This is a genomic window from Bifidobacterium sp. H6bp9, assembly GCF_032193695.1.
In the GTDB taxonomy this organism is placed as follows: Bacteria; Actinomycetota; Actinomycetes; order Actinomycetales; family Bifidobacteriaceae; genus Bombiscardovia; species Bombiscardovia kimbladii.
This window is the reverse complement of sequence record NZ_JASTZY010000007.1, coordinates 1-18,297: the sequence shown is the minus strand read 5'-3', so window position 1 is coordinate 18,297 and position 18,297 is coordinate 1. Positions and strand designations below refer to the sequence as shown.

General features: G+C 61.1%; 14 protein-coding genes. 9 read left to right on the top strand and 5 right to left on the bottom strand.

The annotated features are described in order from the left end of the window. Window positions 1-484: 484 nt before the first annotated feature. Together QRX40_RS07920 and QRX40_RS07915 are read left to right on the top strand one after the other, a co-directional pair. Window positions 485-3,271, top strand: coding sequence for an HAD-IC family P-type ATPase (locus QRX40_RS07920; protein WP_313837524.1), 2,787 nt, complete (start codon window positions 485-487; stop codon window positions 3,269-3,271). 59 nt (window positions 3,272-3,330) lie between these two features. Continuing rightward, entirely contained in the window at window positions 3,331-3,759 is a 429-nt protein-coding gene (locus QRX40_RS07915; protein ID WP_313837523.1) for a nucleoside deaminase, read from the top strand. A gap of 9 nt (window positions 3,760-3,768) precedes the next feature. On the opposite strand, the gene QRX40_RS07910 is transcribed toward QRX40_RS07915, so the two are convergent. After that, window positions 3,769-4,596 carry a sulfite exporter TauE/SafE family protein gene (locus QRX40_RS07910; protein WP_313837521.1) on the bottom strand — a complete coding sequence of 276 codons (828 nt, stop codon included), beginning with the start codon at window positions 4,594-4,596 and terminating at the stop codon, window positions 3,769-3,771. A 222-nt stretch (window positions 4,597-4,818) separates the two neighbouring features. Here QRX40_RS07910 and QRX40_RS07905 point away from each other — a divergent pair, with 222 nt between their 5' ends. From QRX40_RS07905 to ilvA, 4 genes are all read left to right on the top strand, one after another. Continuing rightward, window positions 4,819-5,793: a ketopantoate reductase family protein gene (locus tag QRX40_RS07905; RefSeq protein WP_045923818.1), complete on the top strand. Its 975-nt coding sequence runs from the start codon at window positions 4,819-4,821 to the stop codon at window positions 5,791-5,793. Window positions 5,794-5,853: 60 nt separating this feature from the next. Then, window positions 5,854-7,764, top strand: coding sequence for an alpha-glucosidase (locus tag QRX40_RS07900; protein ID WP_313837519.1), 1,911 nt, complete (start codon window positions 5,854-5,856; stop codon window positions 7,762-7,764). A gap of 161 nt (window positions 7,765-7,925) precedes the next feature. Further along, window positions 7,926-10,391, top strand: coding sequence for a bifunctional alpha,alpha-trehalose-phosphate synthase (UDP-forming)/trehalose-phosphatase (locus QRX40_RS07895; protein WP_313837517.1), 2,466 nt, complete (start codon window positions 7,926-7,928; stop codon window positions 10,389-10,391). A gap of 257 nt (window positions 10,392-10,648) precedes the next feature. Next, a complete protein-coding gene (gene ilvA / locus QRX40_RS07890; RefSeq protein WP_313837515.1) occupies window positions 10,649-11,914 on the top strand; it encodes a threonine ammonia-lyase in 1,266 nt (421 codons plus the stop codon). 174 nt (window positions 11,915-12,088) lie between these two features. Here ilvA and QRX40_RS07885 read toward each other — a convergent pair whose 3' ends face one another. Together QRX40_RS07885 and QRX40_RS07880 are read right to left on the bottom strand one after the other, a co-directional pair. After that, on the bottom strand, window positions 12,089-12,346 hold the full coding sequence (locus tag QRX40_RS07885) for a hypothetical protein (protein ID WP_313837513.1): 258 nt from the start codon (window positions 12,344-12,346) through the stop codon (window positions 12,089-12,091). A 1,235-nt stretch (window positions 12,347-13,581) separates the two neighbouring features. Next, window positions 13,582-13,797 carry a hypothetical protein gene (locus QRX40_RS07880; RefSeq protein ID WP_313837511.1) on the bottom strand — a complete coding sequence of 72 codons (216 nt, stop codon included), beginning with the start codon at window positions 13,795-13,797 and terminating at the stop codon, window positions 13,582-13,584. Window positions 13,798-13,918: 121 nt separating this feature from the next. On the opposite strand from QRX40_RS07880, the gene QRX40_RS07875 reads away from it, so the two are divergent. Next, window positions 13,919-14,140 (top strand): hypothetical protein, encoded by a 222-nt coding sequence (locus tag QRX40_RS07875; protein WP_313837509.1) that lies wholly within the window; start codon window positions 13,919-13,921, stop codon window positions 14,138-14,140. Window positions 14,141-14,387: 247 nt separating this feature from the next. On the opposite strand, the gene QRX40_RS07870 is transcribed toward QRX40_RS07875, so the two are convergent. Continuing rightward, window positions 14,388-14,708 (bottom strand): hypothetical protein, encoded by a 321-nt coding sequence (locus QRX40_RS07870; RefSeq protein WP_313837507.1) that lies wholly within the window; start codon window positions 14,706-14,708, stop codon window positions 14,388-14,390. 742 nt (window positions 14,709-15,450) lie between these two features. On the opposite strand from QRX40_RS07870, the gene QRX40_RS07865 reads away from it, so the two are divergent. After that, window positions 15,451-15,801 carry a hypothetical protein gene (locus QRX40_RS07865; RefSeq protein ID WP_313837505.1) on the top strand — a complete coding sequence of 117 codons (351 nt, stop codon included), beginning with the start codon at window positions 15,451-15,453 and terminating at the stop codon, window positions 15,799-15,801. Further along, complete coding sequence (locus QRX40_RS07860; RefSeq protein WP_198189747.1) at window positions 15,798-16,178, top strand: toxin-antitoxin system protein; 381 nt, start codon at window positions 15,798-15,800, stop codon at window positions 16,176-16,178. The genes QRX40_RS07865 and QRX40_RS07860 overlap by 4 nt, the downstream gene beginning before the upstream one ends. A gap of 870 nt (window positions 16,179-17,048) precedes the next feature. Here QRX40_RS07860 and QRX40_RS07855 read toward each other — a convergent pair. Continuing rightward, on the bottom strand, window positions 17,049-17,804 hold the full coding sequence (locus tag QRX40_RS07855; protein ID WP_313837502.1) for a Sir2 family NAD-dependent protein deacetylase: 756 nt from the start codon (window positions 17,802-17,804) through the stop codon (window positions 17,049-17,051). Window positions 17,805-18,297 lie beyond the last annotated feature (493 nt).

Below are 18,297 nucleotides of genomic sequence, written 5' to 3'. Positions count from 1 at the left end.
CGCAGGCCCGACTAGCAGGGTTCGTTCGACCAATGAAGGAATCTTCGAGTGCAGGGTCGCATGAGGATCGACGTCGCATAGTCCAGTATACGGAATGGCGATATCCAGGAACAGTATTGATGGACAATGTGCGCTAAGTTGACACCTTCAGTCAAAACGGTGGACAGACTGCGCTCGCGATAGGCGAACATTTGTGAAAATCCGGCCCGGGGGATCCCCGCAAGCGCATGAAAGGCCGGCTTAATCGGTATACTCGTGAAGACCGGGAAGGCTCCGAACCTCCCAGCGGGCACTGCTTGCGACGGCTGACCATGGAGCCCCATCTCCTGACCCCGGGGATTTGCGCGCACGCTATTGTTTCCCCGACGCTTTTGGACATCCCCCGGTCCAGAAGGAAGATTGCAAGAACGACTGCAGAGGGTCGCATGCGGGGACAAATGACCGATCCGGTTTGGAAAGGCCAGGTTGACCGATGACATCATCCATGACATCTACAAATATCAAGAATCAGAACGCAGCGGCGGCAGGGGCTGACATGCGTTTCGACGACACCGACTGGCACAGCTTGGAGACCTCGGCTGTGCTGGAGACCCTGCACGCCGGGGATCAGGGTTTGGATACGCAGGAGAGCGCACGCCGACTGGAGATCTTCGGGCCCAACAGCCTGGCTGAGGCCCAGGCCAAACCTCGCTGGAAGCTCTTCCTGGAGCAGTTCGCCGGCCCCCTGATCGCCGTTCTGATGGTCTGCGGCATCATCACCATTTTTCTGCAGCACTATGTGGACGCTGCGGCCATCTTCCTGGTTCTTTTTCTCAATGCCATCATCGGCTATGTGCAGGAGTCCAAGGCTGACAAGGCCGTGGAGGCCCTGACCACCCTGTCCACCCCCACCACACGGGTGGTGCGCCAGGGCCGGATGGAGCAGATTGACGCCGACCAGCTGGTCCCGGGTGACCTGGTCCTCCTGGAGAGCGGCGATCGCATCCCCGCCGACCTGCGGTTGATCGAGGCCCTCCACCTGCGCATCGACGAGGCCATGCTGACGGGCGAGAGCGAGGATGCCAAGAAGAATACGGACCCCGTGGACCGTGACGCAGCCTTGGGCGACAGGCGATGCATGGCCTTCTCGGGCACCATGGTCACCAGCGGCCGTGGCCGAGGGCTGGTGGTGGCCACCGGCTCTGACACCGAGCTGGGCGAGATCAACGATCTGGTCCATGTGGCCAAGGGCCGCACGCCCCTGCAGCGGATCATCCATCGCACTGAGTTGGGCATCGCCGTCGCCGTCATCCTGGTGGCCATCTTCGTCTTCATCGGCGGAGCCATCCTCAATGGCGATGCCACGGGGGCCTTCCTGTCAGCAGTTTCGCTGGTGGTGGCCTCCATGCCCGAGGCCCTGCCCATCGTGCTGACCGTGGCCATGGCCTTGGGCGTTTCGAGGATGGCCGAATACCATGCCATCGTCCGTTCGCTGCCAGCGGTGGAGACTCTGGGCTCCATCACCGTCATCGGCTCGGACAAGACCGGCACGCTGACCCAGAACCGCATGACTGTGGAACAGTTCACCCTGGGTGGCGGCCAGCCGGTCCCCGTAGAGGGCCTGGACCTGGGCGCAGCGGCTGTATCCGACGACGACCGTATGAGCGGCCTGGCCGCCCTTGCCCGGGCCGGGGCTCTGACCAATGAGGCCCACCGGCAGCCGAATGAACAGGGCGGCATCGAATACAGCGGCGACGCGGTCGACATGGCCATGGCCCGCCTGGCCGACCAGACCGGGGCCGTGACGACTGAAGACCTGGATGCTCCTATCGTCATGGAGACCCCCTACGAGCCGGAGCTGCTGCACTCCATGACCATCCGTCGCAGCCCGGACGGCACCCTGACCCAATACGTCAAGGGCGCCCCGGACGCGGTCATGGCCATGAGCCGAACCATGCTGGACCCGGATGGCCAGGTCGTTCCCCTGGACACCCAGGCCGTCCACAAGTCCTACGAAGCCATGGGCTCCCAGGGGCTGCGCGTCATAGGCGTGGCCAGCAGGGTCCTCTCCTCTGACCAGGACCCCGCCTCCCGTCGTCGACCTGACGACCTGACCTTCCTGGGGCTTGAGGGCATGCTCGACCCGCCCCGACCCGGCGTGCGCGAGGCTATCGCCGAATGCGCAGGGGCCGGCATCCGCGTGGTCATGATCACCGGCGACCACCCGGTGACCGCGGCCGCCATAGGCCGCCGCCTGGGTCTGGAGCACACCGACCAGGCGCTGACCGGCAGCGAAATGCTGGAGATGAGCGACGAGGTCCTCCGGGCCCGTCTGCGTGAGACCTCCATCGCCGCCCGCGTCTCCCCCCAGGACAAGCTGCGCATTGTGGAGGCCCTGCAGGACGAGGGCCACGTGGTGGCTGTGACCGGCGACGGCGTCAATGACGCCCCGGCACTGAAGGCAGCTTCAGTGGGTATCGCGATGGGTCGTTCCGGCACCGACGTGGCCCGGGAGGCAAGCGATGTGGTCCTGACCGACGACAACTTCGTCACCATCACCCAGGCCGTGCGCCAGGGGAGGGTCATCTTCAAGGCCATCCGCGGATCCGCCTACTTCCTCCTGTCCACGGCCGCAGCCGCCATGATCGCCGTCGGGGTCAATGTGATCTCCGAGGAGCCCCTGCTCTTCCTGCCCCTGCAGATGCTCTGGATCAACTTCGTGACCAACGGTGTCCAGGACATCGCCCTGGGATTCGAACCAGGCAACGGGGATGAACTGGAGTCGCCCCCACGTTCGTCTGGAGAGGGCTTGCTCTCGCGGGTGCTCTGGGCGCGACTGGCCGTCTGCGGGCTCTGGATGGCCACCTGCATCCTGGTCCTCTTCCGCCTCAACATCAACGCGGGGATGGATCTGGCCCACGCCCGGACCATCGCCCTGACCCTGCTGGTCCTCTTCAACTTCTTCGTCGCCATGTCGGCCAGGTCCGAGAACAGGTTGATCTTCCAACTCAATCCCTTGGACAACACCTTCCTTCTGGTGGCCTCGTTCGTGGCCCTGGGCATCCATGCGGGGGCCATGTATCTGGCTCCGGTTGCAGGCGTACTGGGCATGGCCCCCTTGAGCGCAAGCCAGTGGCTTATCTGCCTGGTGATTGGGCTGACGGTCCTGATCTTCAGCGAGGGCGACAAGATGGTTCGTGCCTTCCTGGCCAAGCGTGGCATCGACACGTCCGGGCGGCCCAAGGGCCATCTGCACCATGTGCGCCGCCGCATCGCAGGCATGATCAACTGAACCGACCTGTCGGGCTGAACTGCCAGACTGAACGCGTGCAAGAACTGTGGAAGGCGCCCATGGCGGAGGCCCTGCGGCTGGCCGGGATAGCCGGAGACCGGGGGGACGTGCCCGTGGGCGCCCTGGTCTTGGATGCCTCGGGCCGGGTCATCGGTCGGGGCTTCAACCAGCGGCAGGCCCTGGGCCGTCCCCTGGCTCATGCCGAGATGGAGGCCATTGGGAAATCCGACGCGGGCTGGGATCTGGCAGGGTGCACCATGGTCGTCACCCTGGAGCCCTGCCCCATGTGTGCCGGAGCCCTGATGGCCTGCCACTTCAGCAGGGTGGTCTTCGGCGCTTGGGACCCCAAGATGGGAGCCTGCGGGTCGGTCTGGGATCTGCCCCGTGACCCGCACACCGGGTCAAAGGTCGAGGTGCTGGGCGGCGTGTGTGAACAGGCATGCGCCGGGATTCTTGCCGACTTCTTCGCCCGGCACCGCCGGGACTGAGTCCTGTTTTCAGCGGTGGCTGTGATTGGCTCTGTACCGCTGGAAGGCCGGGGTGACCTGGAGGGCCGCCCAGATGCAGCGCAGGACGATCAGGCAGAGGTAGGCGGCGAACAGATTGGCGCCCACTCGCGCGCTGACCCCTGAGGCTGCCCAGGTGCCCACCGGCGTGGTCAGAGCAGCCACGATGCCCAGAAGCAGCCCCTGACCGGCGTGGACCAGGTGGTGCCGAAGGTTGGTGAATGTCCCTGACAGTGAACTGGGCAGGATGGCCAGCAGGGAGGTCCCCCTGGCGATCAGGTCGCTGGCGCCCAGCAGAGCCAGGGCAGGGACCGCTATGGCTCCGCCGCCAACGCCCAGCAACCCTGACAGGGTTCCGATCAGGATGCCGACCAGCAGAATGATCAAAGCCACCGCCGGGCTCAGCTGGATGCTGCTATCTCTGGAGGGCGTGGACAGCAGCTGCTGGGCAATGACTGCCATCAGGAAGCCCACATAGAGCCACCTGAGTATCACCTCTGGAAGCCGGTCCAGCAGCCAGGTGCCGATCTGCGCCCCAATGACCGTGCCCACGGCCAGCAGCAGGGCGGCCAGCCAGTCCACATGCCCGCCCAGGGCGTAGGAGGCCACGCCAGCTAGCGACATGGGGATCATGGAGGCCAGCGAGGTAGCCGAGGCCTGCCGTTGCTGCAGTCCGGTCCATACCAGGGCAGGCACGATGATCGATCCGCCGCCGATGCCGAACATCCCCGACAGGAATCCGCTGATCACGCCCACCAGGACAAGGATGGCCAGGGTCCGCCGGTCCATCCTTCCGGCTCCTCTCTGCTCTTTCTGCATGGGTTCCAGCCTAGGTCGACGTTTTCATCGGGATGGCGGGATGTCCGCGTATGCGGCCAGGTCCTCCAAGGTGCGGGAATCCTGGCATATCCCAGCTCTTATGTCCACCATGCGACCGTTGCCTTGGTTCCCTTCTGCCGTCTCGGCATACTGCTTGGTATCCCCCGGGCCGGTCCCCGGAGGTGCGTTGTCTAATCAAGAAAATGAAGAGGGTGTGTTTCGATGCGATATACGGTCATCGGTGCCGGAGCCATGGGCTATCGTCTGGGTGTGCTGCTGCAGGAGCAGGCCGGCCTGCAGGTGGATTTCGTGGATACCTGGATGCCCAATATTGACAAGGTTCATGACCAGGGAGGCGTCTATGTCTCCCGCGATCACGAAAATCGTCATTTGGTGCCCGTCAACATTTACACCCCCGAGGACTACAAGGGCGACCCCGATGTCTGGATCGTCATGCTCAAGCAGATGCAGCTGGAGGCTGTCCTGGAGCGTTGCGCACCGCTCTTCCGCGACCATCAGGTGGTCTTCTCGGCCATGAACGGCTGGGGGCATTTCGACAAGCTGCTCAAGTACTTCCCCAAGGAGCGCATCTACGGCGGTACGGCCATGATCGGCACAGTCCTCAACGGGCCGGGCGACGTGGACTTCATCGGCAAATCCGGGGCCGGCTCCATGCACCTGTGCGCCATGACCGAGCAGACCAGCGACTTGGAGCGCGGAATGGCCGAGGACTTCAAGGCCGCCAACCTCAACCCCATCCTGACCGAGAACTTCGAGGGCACCTGCCTGGCCAAGATCATCTTCAACTCGGTGGTCAACACCATCTGCACCATGTACCAGATCACCATGGGCCAGTTCATCTCCTACCCGGGCGCCAAGGATATGTCCCGCCAGCTGATCGACGAGGCCTATGACGCCTGCGAGCGGGCCGGCAAGCAGCTGATCCAGACCCGTCAGGAGACCCTGGACGAGGTGGACTATGTCAGCCGCGTGGGCAATCCCCTCCACTACCCCTCCATGTATCAGGACATGTCCAAGGGCCGCCCGACCGAGGTGGATTACATCAACGGCTATCTGGCACGTCTGGGACGCGAGCATGACTACGTCTGCCGGACCCAGGAGTTCCTGACCCACGGCGTCCATCTGGCCGAGCTGGCTTTCCGCGTCCATCATGAGGAGCAGGCCAACCAGGGGTGAATGGGTGATTTATAGTGGGGGTGGCACAAGGACGTCCGAACCCGTCCGGCCAGGAGGATCATGACCCAGGAAGAACGCATGCAGCTGCCCGACCGGGTGCGGACCAACGGAGCCACCCCCAACCCCTGGTGGGCCAATGCGGTGGTCTACCAGATCTATCCACGGTCCTTCCAGGACACAAACGGCGACGGTTACGGCGACCTGCCGGGCATTACCCAGCGTCTGGACTACCTGGCCGATCTGGGCGTGGACGTGATTTGGCTGAGCCCTGTCTACCGATCTCCCCAGGATGACAACGGGTACGACATCTCCGACTATCAGGACATCGACCCCATCTTCGGCACCATGGACGATATGGACGAGCTTTTGGACCAGGCCCACCGTCGAGGCATCAAGGTGGTCATGGATCTGGTGGTCAACCACACCTCGGACGAGCACGCCTGGTTCCAGGCCTCCCGCAACAAGGATGACCCGCACGCCGACTGGTACTGGTGGCGTCCCGCCAAGGCCGGCCACGAACCCGGCACTCCGGGCGCAGAGCCCAACCAATGGGGGTCCTACTTTGGGGGCTCAGCCTGGCAGTACGATCCACAGCGAGGCGAATACTACCTGCACCTGTTCTCCAAGAAGCAGCCTGACCTCAACTGGGAGAACCCCCAGGTCCGGCAGGCCGTCTTCGACATGATGAATTGGTGGATGGACCGGGGCATCGACGGGTTCCGCATGGATGTGATCGTCATGATCTCCAAGACCGTCGACCCCGAGGGTCGTCTGCCCGGCGAGGGCGGATCGGCCATCGCTGACGGTCCCGTGGGGCCTGAGGGGTACTCGTCCTCGGTGCCCTTCTGCGTGGACGGCCCCAGGCTGGATGAGTTCCTCCAAGAGATGCGCAGCCAGGTCTTCCAGGGTCGGCAGGGTTACCTGACCGTGGGGGAGGCTCCCAGTCTGGCGCCTGCCCGCAGCGGGCAGATCACCGACCCGGCCAACCACGAGCTGGACATGCTCTTCCTCTTCACCCAGACCGAGGTTGACACCGGGGACAGCAAGTGGGACATCCGCCCCTTCCAGGTCTCCCGGCTCAAGGCGGTCATGGACGAACAGCAGCAGGCCGTGGCCAAGGCCGGATGGGCCAGCCTCTACTTCGACAACCACGACCAGCCCAGGATCGTCTCCCGTTGGGGCGACACCTCCAGCGAGGAGCTGCGCTCGCGTTCGGCCAAGGCCCTGGGGCTCCTCCTGCACATGCACCGGGGGACCCCCTACATCTATCAGGGCGAGGAGCTGGGCATGACCAACGCCGGCTTCACCAGCCTCGACCAGTACCAGGATCTGGAATCCATCAACCTCTACCATCAGCGGGTCGACCAGGCGCACGAGCAGGATCCGGAGTCCATGATGGCAGCCCTGGCCTATATGAGCCGCGACAATGCCCGCACCCCCATGCAGTGGGATTCCACCAAGTTCGCTGGCTTCACGGCTTCTTATGCTCCCAAGGAGCCCTGGCTGGCCGTCAATGCCAACCGGGACAAGGTCAACGCCAAGACCGAGCTGCGTGACCCTGAATCGGTCCTGGCCTTCTACCGGGAGCTGATTCGTCTGCGTCACACCAATCCGGTCGTGGCGGCCGGCGACTTCACCCTTCTGGATCCGGATACGGACCAGATCTATTCATTCACCCGTTGCCTGGACCAGGCGCCGGAGCCCAAGTCGGGACCCGAGGCTGCCAGTGTTCTGGATGCCCTGCCCTGCCAGCGCCTGCTGGTTGTGGTCAATCTGAGCAGCCGCCCGGCCTCACTGCCTCCTGAAACCGCAGCGCTTCTGGGCTTGGACCAGACCGGATTCACCTCTATGGCTCTTGGGGCTGTGGACCCCGACCGGATCCTCATATCCACCTACCGGCCCGAGCAAACTGCCAGCTCACTGCTGACCGGTCGTCTCTCCCCATGGGAGGGTTTCGTCTACCGACTCTGAGGAAACCCCGTCGCCGGCACAACTTCCAGGCTAGAGTGGAAGTCAGTGATGCCCCGATGGGCCTGTGGGACCGGATGGGTCCCCCGGGTCCAGGGGCGATGGGTCCGCGCCGTGGTCAATCCCGACGATTCCGGCACGGACGGGAATAGAAAGCGGGTTGCATGTCTCGTCTGATCATTGTCTCCAATCGTTTGCCCATGTCACTGCAGGCGCAGGAAGACGGCTCCTACACCTTGCACCAGAACGTGGGGGGACTGGCCACGGCCATCGGCCCCTACCACCGTTCCCATAAGGACTGCCTCTGGATCGGCTGGAGCGGCATCGATCCTCAGAAGTACTCGGAAAAGGAGCTGGACCGCATCCGTCAGGCCTACCGGGAGAGCCGGTGCATTCCTATCTTCCTGAGCAAGGAGGAGCTGAACGGATACTACGCCGGGTTCTCCAACAACACCCTGTGGCCGCTCTTCCATGACTTCTCGCACGAGGCCGTCTTCCGCCAGGAGGACTGGGAGATGTACCGCAAGGTCAACATGCGTTTTGCACAGGTGGTGGAGCCGCTTATCCGCAAGGGCGACACCATCTGGGTCCAGGACTACCACCTGATGCTCCTGCCCAAGATGTTGCGCGAACGTTACCCTGACGCCTCCATCGGCTGGTTCCTGCACGTGCCCTTCCCAAGCGCCGAGATCTTCCGCTCCCTGCCCTGGAGCCGCGAGATCCTGGAGGGCGTCCTGGGCGCCAACCTGATCGGCTTCCACACGGTGGACTTCTCCGCCAGCTTCCTGGCTTCCCTGCACAGGCTGCTGCCCGAACTGCCCGTCAACCGGGACGGCGTGGTCGAGATGCCTGACGGCCACCGAGCAGCCATCGACGCCTTCCCCATCGGCATCGACTACAATCTCTACCGGCGTACCGCCCACTCCGGCCTGGCCCGGGCCATGCGTCGAGGAATCGACGAGGCCTGTGGCAAGTCCCCCCGTCATCGCTACCGCACCTCGGTGACTGCCGAGGGCGTGGCGGCCAACGAAGCCGCCACATCGGACGCCAACTGGTGGAGCCACTACATGGAGAAGGACATCCCCGAGTCCACGCTGGCCAAGCAGGCAGCTTCCTCGGTGGGCAGCCGCTCCAACAAGGTCATCGTTTCGGTGGACCGGCTGGACTACACCAAGGGTCTGCCCGAGCGGCTTCAGGCCTTCGGCCGCATGCTGGACAAGTACCCTGAGTGGGTGGGCCATGTCACCTACTACCTGCTGGCCACCCCCTCGCGTGAGGTCGTCGAGTCCTATCAGCGGCTCAAGGCCCAGGTGGACCAGCTGGTGGGCGAGATCAACGGCCGCTACTCCCTGCTAGCCTGGACCCCCATCCACTACATCACCCGCTCCCTGTCCATCAAGCCGGTCTGCGGCATCTACACGGCTGGAGACGTAGCCCTGGTCACCCCCCTGCGCGATGGGATGAACCTGGTGGCCAAGGAGTACCTGGCCTGCCATGACGGGCGCGACGGCACCCTGGTCCTGTCGGACATGTGCGGGGCTGCCGACGAGCTGACCGATGCCTTCATCGTCAATCCCTACGACATCGACATGGTCTGCGAGGCGCTGCACAACGCTCTGGAGATCACCCCCGAGGAGTCCAAACGGCGCAACATCCGCATGCAGGCCCGGCTCAAGGTGCGCACCGCAGCCAACTGGTGCACCTCGTTCCTCGACTCCCTGCGGCAGGTGTCCACTCCGGGCATGACAGACAGGAGGCTGCGTATGGATCACCACAACGCCATCGTTCGTCAGTGGGACGGCGCCCATCGTCGTCTGGTCCTGTGCGACTATGACGGGACGCTGACCCCGCTGGTTCGCCGTCCTGAGCGAGCCAAGCCCACCCAGGCCCTCCGCCGTCTGCTGACCCAGGTGGGAAGCAATCCCGATGTGGACTTCCTGCTGGTCTCCGGCCGCAGCCATCAGATCATGCAGGACTGGTTCGGTGACCTGCCGGTGGGGCTGATTGCCGAGCATGGCGCCTGGAACCGCAACCTGCCCGGCAGCGACTCGGACGAGTGGCAGCGGGCGCAAGGCCTGCCCGACTCCGATACCTGGCAGAAGGTGATCCGGCCCATCATGGATGAGTCGGCCACCAGGGTCCCCAACTCCTTTGTGGAGAGCAAATCCGATGCGGTGGCCTGGCACTACCGGATGAGCGATGCCCAGGTGGCGGAACAGGAGCGTCAGGATCTGCTCCATCGTCTGCGCGGAGTAGTGGTCGGCCTGGGGTTGATGATCATGGAGAACTCCAAGGTCGTCGAGGTCACCCCTGTGGCCACCAGCAAGGGCCAGGCCATCCTGCCCTTCGTCAACAGCGATGATTACGACTTCATGATGGCCTTGGGCGACGATGAAACGGACGAGACCATGTTCGCCGTCATGCCCGATAAGGGATGGACCATCAAGGTCGGGCCCGGCCAGACCAAGGCTCGGCTGCGGGTCAACGATCCGACCGCAGTCACTCTGCTGCTGGCCGACCTGGGTGCCGGTGTGGCCCGTGACTCCAATGAGCCCGTGGCCTCCCACGACTTCCGCGACGACCATACCGTGGTCGACGAGGCGCATGCCCAGCTCACTGACGACAAGTAAGGCAGACGACCGCAAGCCATCACCGGCGACTGTTAGCCACTACCGGTAACCGCTCGTGAAATCCGTCAAGTTCACGGGCAGGCTGGTGGTTGGTTTGGTTATCGGTCTGGTTGTTTCAGATCCGCTCTCATGCCTGTCCGGTCCTCGGGTGCCCAAACGTTCGATTGCTCACATGTTTTGGATTTTCAGTATGTTTAGGTGTCCACCATGTTGACGGCTGACCCCATTGGTCGGGCCCGGCCGACCATACTTGGAGCATGGATACTTCAACAATCACTGCCTGTCTTGAGTCCGATCATGCCGCTGATCTGCGCAAAGCCGCCCAACGTCTGGAAGGTGTGGCCCGTCATACCCTTATCGAGGAATCCGATGATCTGGGTGCTCGGATAGGCCATCGCGTTCTGCTCAAGCCGGAGAATCTGCAGCTGACCGGATCCTTCAAGATTCGCGGAGCTTACAACAAGGTGGCCTCGCTGAATCAGGACGAGCTGGATCGCGGGATCGTCACCGCTTCCGCTGGCAATCATGCCCAGGGGGTGGCTTTTGCTGCCCGCAGCCGGGGCGCGAAGGCCACCATTGTTATGCCCCGGATCACGCCGCCCCTCAAAGTCGATGCCACTCGGGCCTATGGTGCCGAGGTTGTCCTGCAGGGCGAGGTCTTCGATGAAAGCTCTGACTACGCCTTGGGGCTGGCACGTGATCGCGGCATGACCTTCGTCCCGCCCTTTGACGACTACGAGGTCGTCTGCGGTCAGGGGACCATAGCCATGGAGATTCTTCAGGACGTGCCCGATGTCACCGATATCGTGGTTCCCCTGGGTGGAGGCGGGCTGGGTGCTGGTGTTGCGCTCGCCGTAAAGACCTTTAAGCCTGAGGTCAGAGTCATTGGAGCCACTCCAGTAGGATCTCCGGCCTGGCGTGAGTCTCTGACAGCTGGCCATGTGGTCGCAGCAGACCAGATGCGTACGGCTGCCGAGGGTGTAGCCGTCAGACGTCCCGGCGATCTGAACTATGCTCTTCTCAGCCGCTATATGGATGATCTGGTCCAGGTAACCGAAAGCGACATCTCCGAAATGATCCTATTCATGCTGGAGAAGCACAAACTGGTGGTCGAGGCAGCCGGTGCCGTCTCCTTGGCAGCCCTAGGACAGTTGGATCTGCAGTCCGATGTCTTCCGGTCGGCTCCTGGGCCGCACGTGATCGTCCCCATCATCTCGGGCGGCAACATCGACACGGTTACCATGGGTGCGGTCATCCAGCGGGGGATGATCTCCCGCGGACGCATCATGCAGTTTGGCGTGGAGCTGCCCGACGTTCCCGGCCAGCTGGTCAATGTGGCCACGGTCCTGGCCGATCTGCGAGCCAATGTGATCGAGCTCAACCACGACCAGTTCAAATCCTCCGGCCACTATGACAACGGCGTGCTCTTGGAAGTGACTGTGGAGACCAACGGCCCCGACCACATCACCCAGATTTTGGATACCTTGCGCAGCCGGGGCTTCCAAGTCCATCAGAACTACTGACTTGGTTTCCCGATCGAAACCGGGGTCCAATGCCCAGCTTCCAAGGTTCCAAGATAAGGATCACGACCGGGCGAAGAGACAAAATGGCCGTCGCCGTTGCTGAGTTTGGCTGATAGCCTGCAGGTTCTTGCATGGACTATCTATGGCAATCCTTGCGCCGTCTTTCTTGATGCTCTAATGTAGGCTGCCCTCTGCGCCGGCATCGGTCAGGGCCGCGTTCCAGAGAGCGGCCTTATGGTTCTGCGACTGTTTGAATCTGGTGACGAAGTTTCGTGCTTCTGCATAGTTCGAGCCCATCTGGTTCCGGAGCGATTTCCAGGTGATGACCGGGGTCTGGTAGGCGTAGGTCCGGCTGCCGTTGATGCGCACCCATTCGGCTGCACCAGGCTCGGGGTTGCGGATAGGCGGAAATATGCGGCAGAAGTCGGGCATTAGGTAGGCCCAGCGCTGCCTGTTGAGCTGCTTCCATTGCGGTCCGCCTAGGGGCCGTGGATTCTGACTGGCGAATTCTTTCGTAAGGAGGCAATACCCTTTATTGCTTCTCTTTGTTCCCCGTTCTGTTCCCGGCAAGAGAAGATTTTTCATACTAAATTCAGTATATCTACGCAGTGAGGGTTCTTCTTAAAGAGGAGGGACTCAAGGTTTCCGCTCGGCGTTCGCTGTTTGTTTTCTGTGTTGGCGGTTCATCTTTGACTTGTCGGCGAACCGGTTTAGGGCGTCCTTGTCCTCGTTCCAGTGGTAGTTGTTCATACACTTTGGTGAGCAGAATCGCTGAATCTTCCTCTTGCCTTTGGCCGGCAGGTACGGCTTGCTGCATCAACAGGCAACGGTCCACATAAAGGCCGTTGATCTCGCTTGTTTCGTGCATTGGTTCCCGCGCAGATTTTGGATTTTGCGCATGTCCCTGCAGCCGAATTTTGTCGGATTAGCGCATCGTGCGCAGAATTTGGTGTCATTTCAACGATAACACTGGATTTTCCGCATTTTAATGCAAGAAGTCCATCTCTTGAATTTGGTCTGATTGTGGCTTGTCTGGACGTGATTGCTGTCTGTGGTGGTTGCGCACTTGGGGTGTATTGATTGATGGTGATTTCGTGATTGCCGGTGTTCTATGGATGTGATGAGCTGGTTTCGGGTCCTTTTTGGGATAACGGTGGAATGCTTGCTTCAGACTGTGGCAGTTCTTCCGGTGCGCACGCCCGGCTCTGCTCTGCTCTTTCCTGCCGGCTCCGGCAGGCTTGTACCGCATGCTGGAGATGGAGAATCTGTCCACCAGGATGACCCAGGACCGGCTGGCCGTTCTGGGTATGCCTTGCGGATGATGGCCGACTTGGGGGTGCCCTCCTTCTTGGCCGCCCGGCTGGCTTTGTCGCCCAGGTCCTTGGGCGCCCTGACCCTCCAGGCGCATCACGCGGTCCGTTCCTCGGCCCCTTGCTTCTCCAGCTTCTCCAACTTCGCCATGCTCTGGGCAATGAGCGATGCGGCCTGCTCGTCGGTCAGCAGCAGGGCGCCGGGGTCCCGCCGGATAGCGGCCTCCGTGTGGTGGATCAGCTCCCCCCCGGTCGGCTGCGTGGATCATCGCATCGATGTCCTTCTGGTTCTCGGGTGTGACTTGCTTGGCCATTTTGCGCTCCTTTCCCTTCCTGTGCGCCTGTCTCTCTTCGCCCTCACCGGGTGGCCTCGGCCCGGCGCAGGCGCATCTGTTCGAATTCCGTATGGAGATCCCTGAAGAACTGGTCCTCGTCCACCTCGCGGTTCGGGTCCATGAACCGTTCGGTGCCGGGGACGGCATCCAGGCGCTCGCCGCGTTCGGCCTTGGTGTTCATCTCCTCCATCTGCCGGCGCTCTTTTTCCGTCTTAGGCTCGTACTCGTATTCGTTCATGGCTTCGATTCCTTTATCCATAGACATGGCTTTTTGATCGTTGGTTGGTTTGTCTGTCCGTCTATCGGTCGCGCTTGTGCTACTCAATCAGATAGCGCCACACGTCGTTGACGGTCAAGGTGTGGAAGGCGACGAATTCCCCAGGCTCGTCTTCCTTGACTATGACCTCGATGCAATTCTTTTCAAGCGCTCCAGGATGCCTGGGCCCGACGAACACCACGGCATCCAGCCCATTCCGAGCCTAGACCTCCTCTTTGCCTGCATAATGCAGGACGGCATAGCCGATTTCTTGGTATTCGTTACACCATGCCTGCCGGCGCTTCTGGTCATCTTGAGCGTTTGAGCTCCTCTCTCCCGCCTTCTATCTCTATGGCACCACACTGACGACCTGCAGTCAAAGGCCGCACTTTTTTCTTCTGAGTATTCCTTGGATCTACCAGCCGCGTCCTGCTGTGGAGGGCATTCTCTTCGATGATTCATTTCGGCTTCGGGTCGTTTTATGGGCTCCTGTAATCAGGAAAAGGCCGCGGCTTTTCCGGATCGCAGCCATTGCTTTTTGCTTAAGACAACGACAATCAGAAGCTAGGCAGTCAGAAGGCTTTACATGCTTTTTTCGCCCGATTCCGGATGAAGTCGGCCAGGACGGAGTGAACCAGCGCCGAAGAGTTATGCAGGTTCTCCTCCCGGGCGATGTGCTTCAGGGGGTCCTTCATGGTCGGCGTGACCTTCACACGTAGTTCCACGTTGACGGGACGTCGCTCCTCTTCGCGGGGTCGGCCGGCGAAGATGCCCATCAACTCTTTGTCCTTCAGGGCCGGAGCACCAGGGTCCCTGTACACCGCAGTTCCGGGCGCGGGCTTCAGCTCACCTCGGTCAGCCATTGCATCAAGCTCCTCGCTTGTATAGCTCACCTGCGTTTTCCTTTCTATTTATCGGGAGACCGCCATCCCCAGGCCAAACGGTCTGGGATAGCGGGTCCTTCAGCAAACCGCCGTCATTTGCAATGCATTAGATGCATCCACCTGTCGGTGACGGGCATGGCGTGGAATGCATGCAGGAGGCCATCCTCACGGCTAGCCGCAATCACCTCGATGACGTTATGGGGCGAGCCTCCTTCATGCCTGGGGCCGACGAACGCGACCGTCGCCTTCCGGGATTGCCCAGGGTTTTTTGAAAGCTGAAAGGGTGGCGGACGGCGTATCTGATCTCCCCATTCTTCAGACCATGTCTGCGTGCAGATTCGTCGACCTTTACCAATGTGCAAGATCGCATTCTCTCTCCTTATATCATCTTCACTTCGCGCCATTTCCCCCTCCTTTCCAATGCATTTCAGTCATACAAAGTTGTATTACTCCGTCAAATTACTCCGCTGACTTACTTCGCTAGCGAATATATCCCTTGCCCTTTGCTTTTTGAATCTTGGTTGAGCCACTATGGCGAAGCACACCGCCTTGCCGCCGCAGGAACGGCCGGCAGACGGGGTTGTCCGCGTCTGCCGGCCGGCACCCCGATCTCCTCTTTGATGCTTGCAGAGCGCTTCCTCATCCTCTGGCCGATCATGTCATCGCATCAGCATGCCGAATCCTCTGCAGTGTGCCCATCAACAGGGAGGAGCCTCTTCCCAACGCTGTAAAAGTGCATTACAATAGTGGTATGGCGATTAGGTTCACGGATTCGGCGTACCGGCATTTCGGCGAGGACCGCCTCGACGAGGCCATGGTGCTCAGGGCTATAGGCGAACCGGTATGGACCGCGATCGTTGACCCGGACGACCCGTCTGTGCCACCGCCGGCGCCCGGGGATCCGCCGACAGCGCTCATCGTGTGCAAAAGGCACCCAGGCGCATTGGACGACGACCTGCTCGAAGTGCTCATCCACCCCGATGGGCCCGACATGCGGGTATTCCACGTCATGCACTTGGGCGGACTGTGGCGCGACTACTGGCACCGCTGGTCCGACGGCCGGGACGGGAACGGGACGACGACGGAAAGGAAACGGCAATGAGCGACGAGAACACACGGCGCACGACCGTGAAGGCAAGCGAATACGAGAACCGCATGGACCGGCTCGACCGGGCCCCCTCGAAGCCGCCAGTCTCCGCATGGGGCGGCGAGGAAGCCAGGAGGATTAGCCAGGCCATGCTCGACCCCGACACAGACGCCACGAAGCTGTTCGCCACCCTGATGGGGCGCCCATCGCTCGAGCAGCGCGAACAGGGCAGGAAACCGAGCGTGCAGCACAGTGTGCGCTTGAGCGAACCCATGGACGAATACGTATCCGCCGCCATCAAGCGCGAGGGGTTGAAGAACCGTAGCGAATACTTCCGCATGCTCGTCCAGCGGGACGCTGAAAACCACCACACCGAACTCGTCGGCGCATGACACGGGACTGAAACCGAACCTGCCGGATCGCGGCGACCTTGCATGATCATTCCGGGATATTCGGCACTCCTCCGTTTGATCATCTGCTGTCAAGGGAAGCCCCAGCTGGCCATGTGTGCCATGATGGCCCAGCGGGTTCGCCGGATGCGGACACTATTAAGCGGTCGTTTCTTCCGCTGGCGAGAGGTGCCGATGCTTTCCCCGATGAATTTGGACTCGTGATCATGTCTTTCGGGCGCGTTTGAGCTCGGCTATTACACATGTAATCTACTTGGTGACCATCTGAGAGAGCTGGATTCTATATCGGAAGCGTCGGAGCTCTGTTGGGACAAGGCGTTTCAGGCTTATGGCTCTACTAAAAGTATGCTATCGGGCATGAAAAGGCCCCGATGGGATGTATGGCCTGAAGCCAGGGGTGTCCGCTGATCATTGTGGTGTGGCTATGGGGGTTTTGGAGCAAAGAATCGACTCTGTCGGTGCTGCAAATAGGTTGAGAGACAGGACGGGGCGCGTTGGATGCAGAGGGGCGGGAGAGTGTGGTTATTCCTATTCGAATTTTAGGAGCCCTATTGGTATCTGGTCCCAGTCCTCGTCGGTGCTGATAGGGCGTGTCCAGGGCATCATAGCTTTGCTCGGGCGGGAAGACTTTGGCTTCCGGAGTCGATTCGCCCTCCTTCTTCTGGGGCAGGGGTTCGCTTCCTGATGCAGAGTATCCGCGTGATAGGGGACCGGTACAGGCGGAGTCTGTCTGTAGTGAGACGGAAGACGGCTCAAGGATTGTCATAGTGGGCCCTGCAGGTTCTTGCAGGGCCCATCAGAAATCTGCAGATCGCAGACCTGTTCCGATAATTGCGTGGAAAGGTTAGGGAATCAACTCTGGCCGGCGATGGTCTTGTCAACGAGCTTGGGCAGCGCTTCTTCGATGGGTTCGTGGATGAGTCGGGTTGCCAAAGAATCATACTGGGTCGAACCCATGTTCATGATGGTGATTGGCACGCCCGCCTGGGCTGCCACTGGCACCAGCGAGGCCGCAGGATACACCTCCAAGGTGGACCCGATCACCCAGAATTGATCGGCCTGGCTGGCCCGCCTCATGCTCTTCTCCATGGCGCCCTCAGGTAGGGCTTGACCGAAGTAGACCACATCAGTCTTGATGATGCCGTCGCAAGGCATGTTGCCTTGGTAGGGCATGGGCTTATGGCAGTGTGGGTCGGGCTCCTGATCAAGCTTGGCCATGATGTCGGCTGTCCGGTATGCCTGGCCGCATTTCATACAGTGGGAGGTGCCGATGGTTCCGTGAAGGTTGACGATGACGTCCTCGGAGTTGCCGGCTTTCTCGTGGAGGGCATCGAAGTTCTGCGTAGCCAACAGGTTCAGCATGCCTGCCTGCTCCAGCTTGGCCAGTGCCTTGTGGGCTACTCCGGGCTGGGCCTTCCAGACTGGCGACTCCTTTTGCCACCGCCATGAATACTCCCGCTGCTTCCGGTCGCTCATGAACAGGTCCAGGTCATAGACGCTCATCTGATCGGGATGCTTGGTCCAAACCCCGTCAGGCCCGCGGAAATCCGGTATGCCGGCTGAAGTCGAGATGCCCGCCCCGGTCAGTACTGCAATTGTTGTGCTCATACACCCGTCTTACCATCCGTTAATAGACTCAATGAGTCGAAGGCCAACTTGGTGCGCGAATATACACCTATATCAACATTCGCATTCGTAGGGTGTGGATGACTGGCGATCGCGGACGAAAGGCAAACTCCGTATTGGATGTAACCGGTCCTGACCAGAATTCAGAAGGATCATGCTGACACGCCGACCCAGCAGTGGCTCAAGCAATACTTTGTGAATAAAATGTGTGCATGACGCAGAAACGGTAGGCTGAAGTCCAAACTTCGCGAGGTTCTAAAGTAAAAAGGGACATATGACGACACGCCGTCTGAGGGCTTGTTATTGCTGGTTTTAAGGGTGCTCCCAGAATGGCCGAGTTGCGTTTTGGCCGGCTCGTGGTAAGTTTATCTCTTGCTGCTCAACACGGCGGTTCTTCTTCCGGGAGGAAGTTGGATGGCTTGTTGGTGTGGTGGTGGTTTGAGAACTCAAGAGCGTGTTTGTGCTACTTATAGCT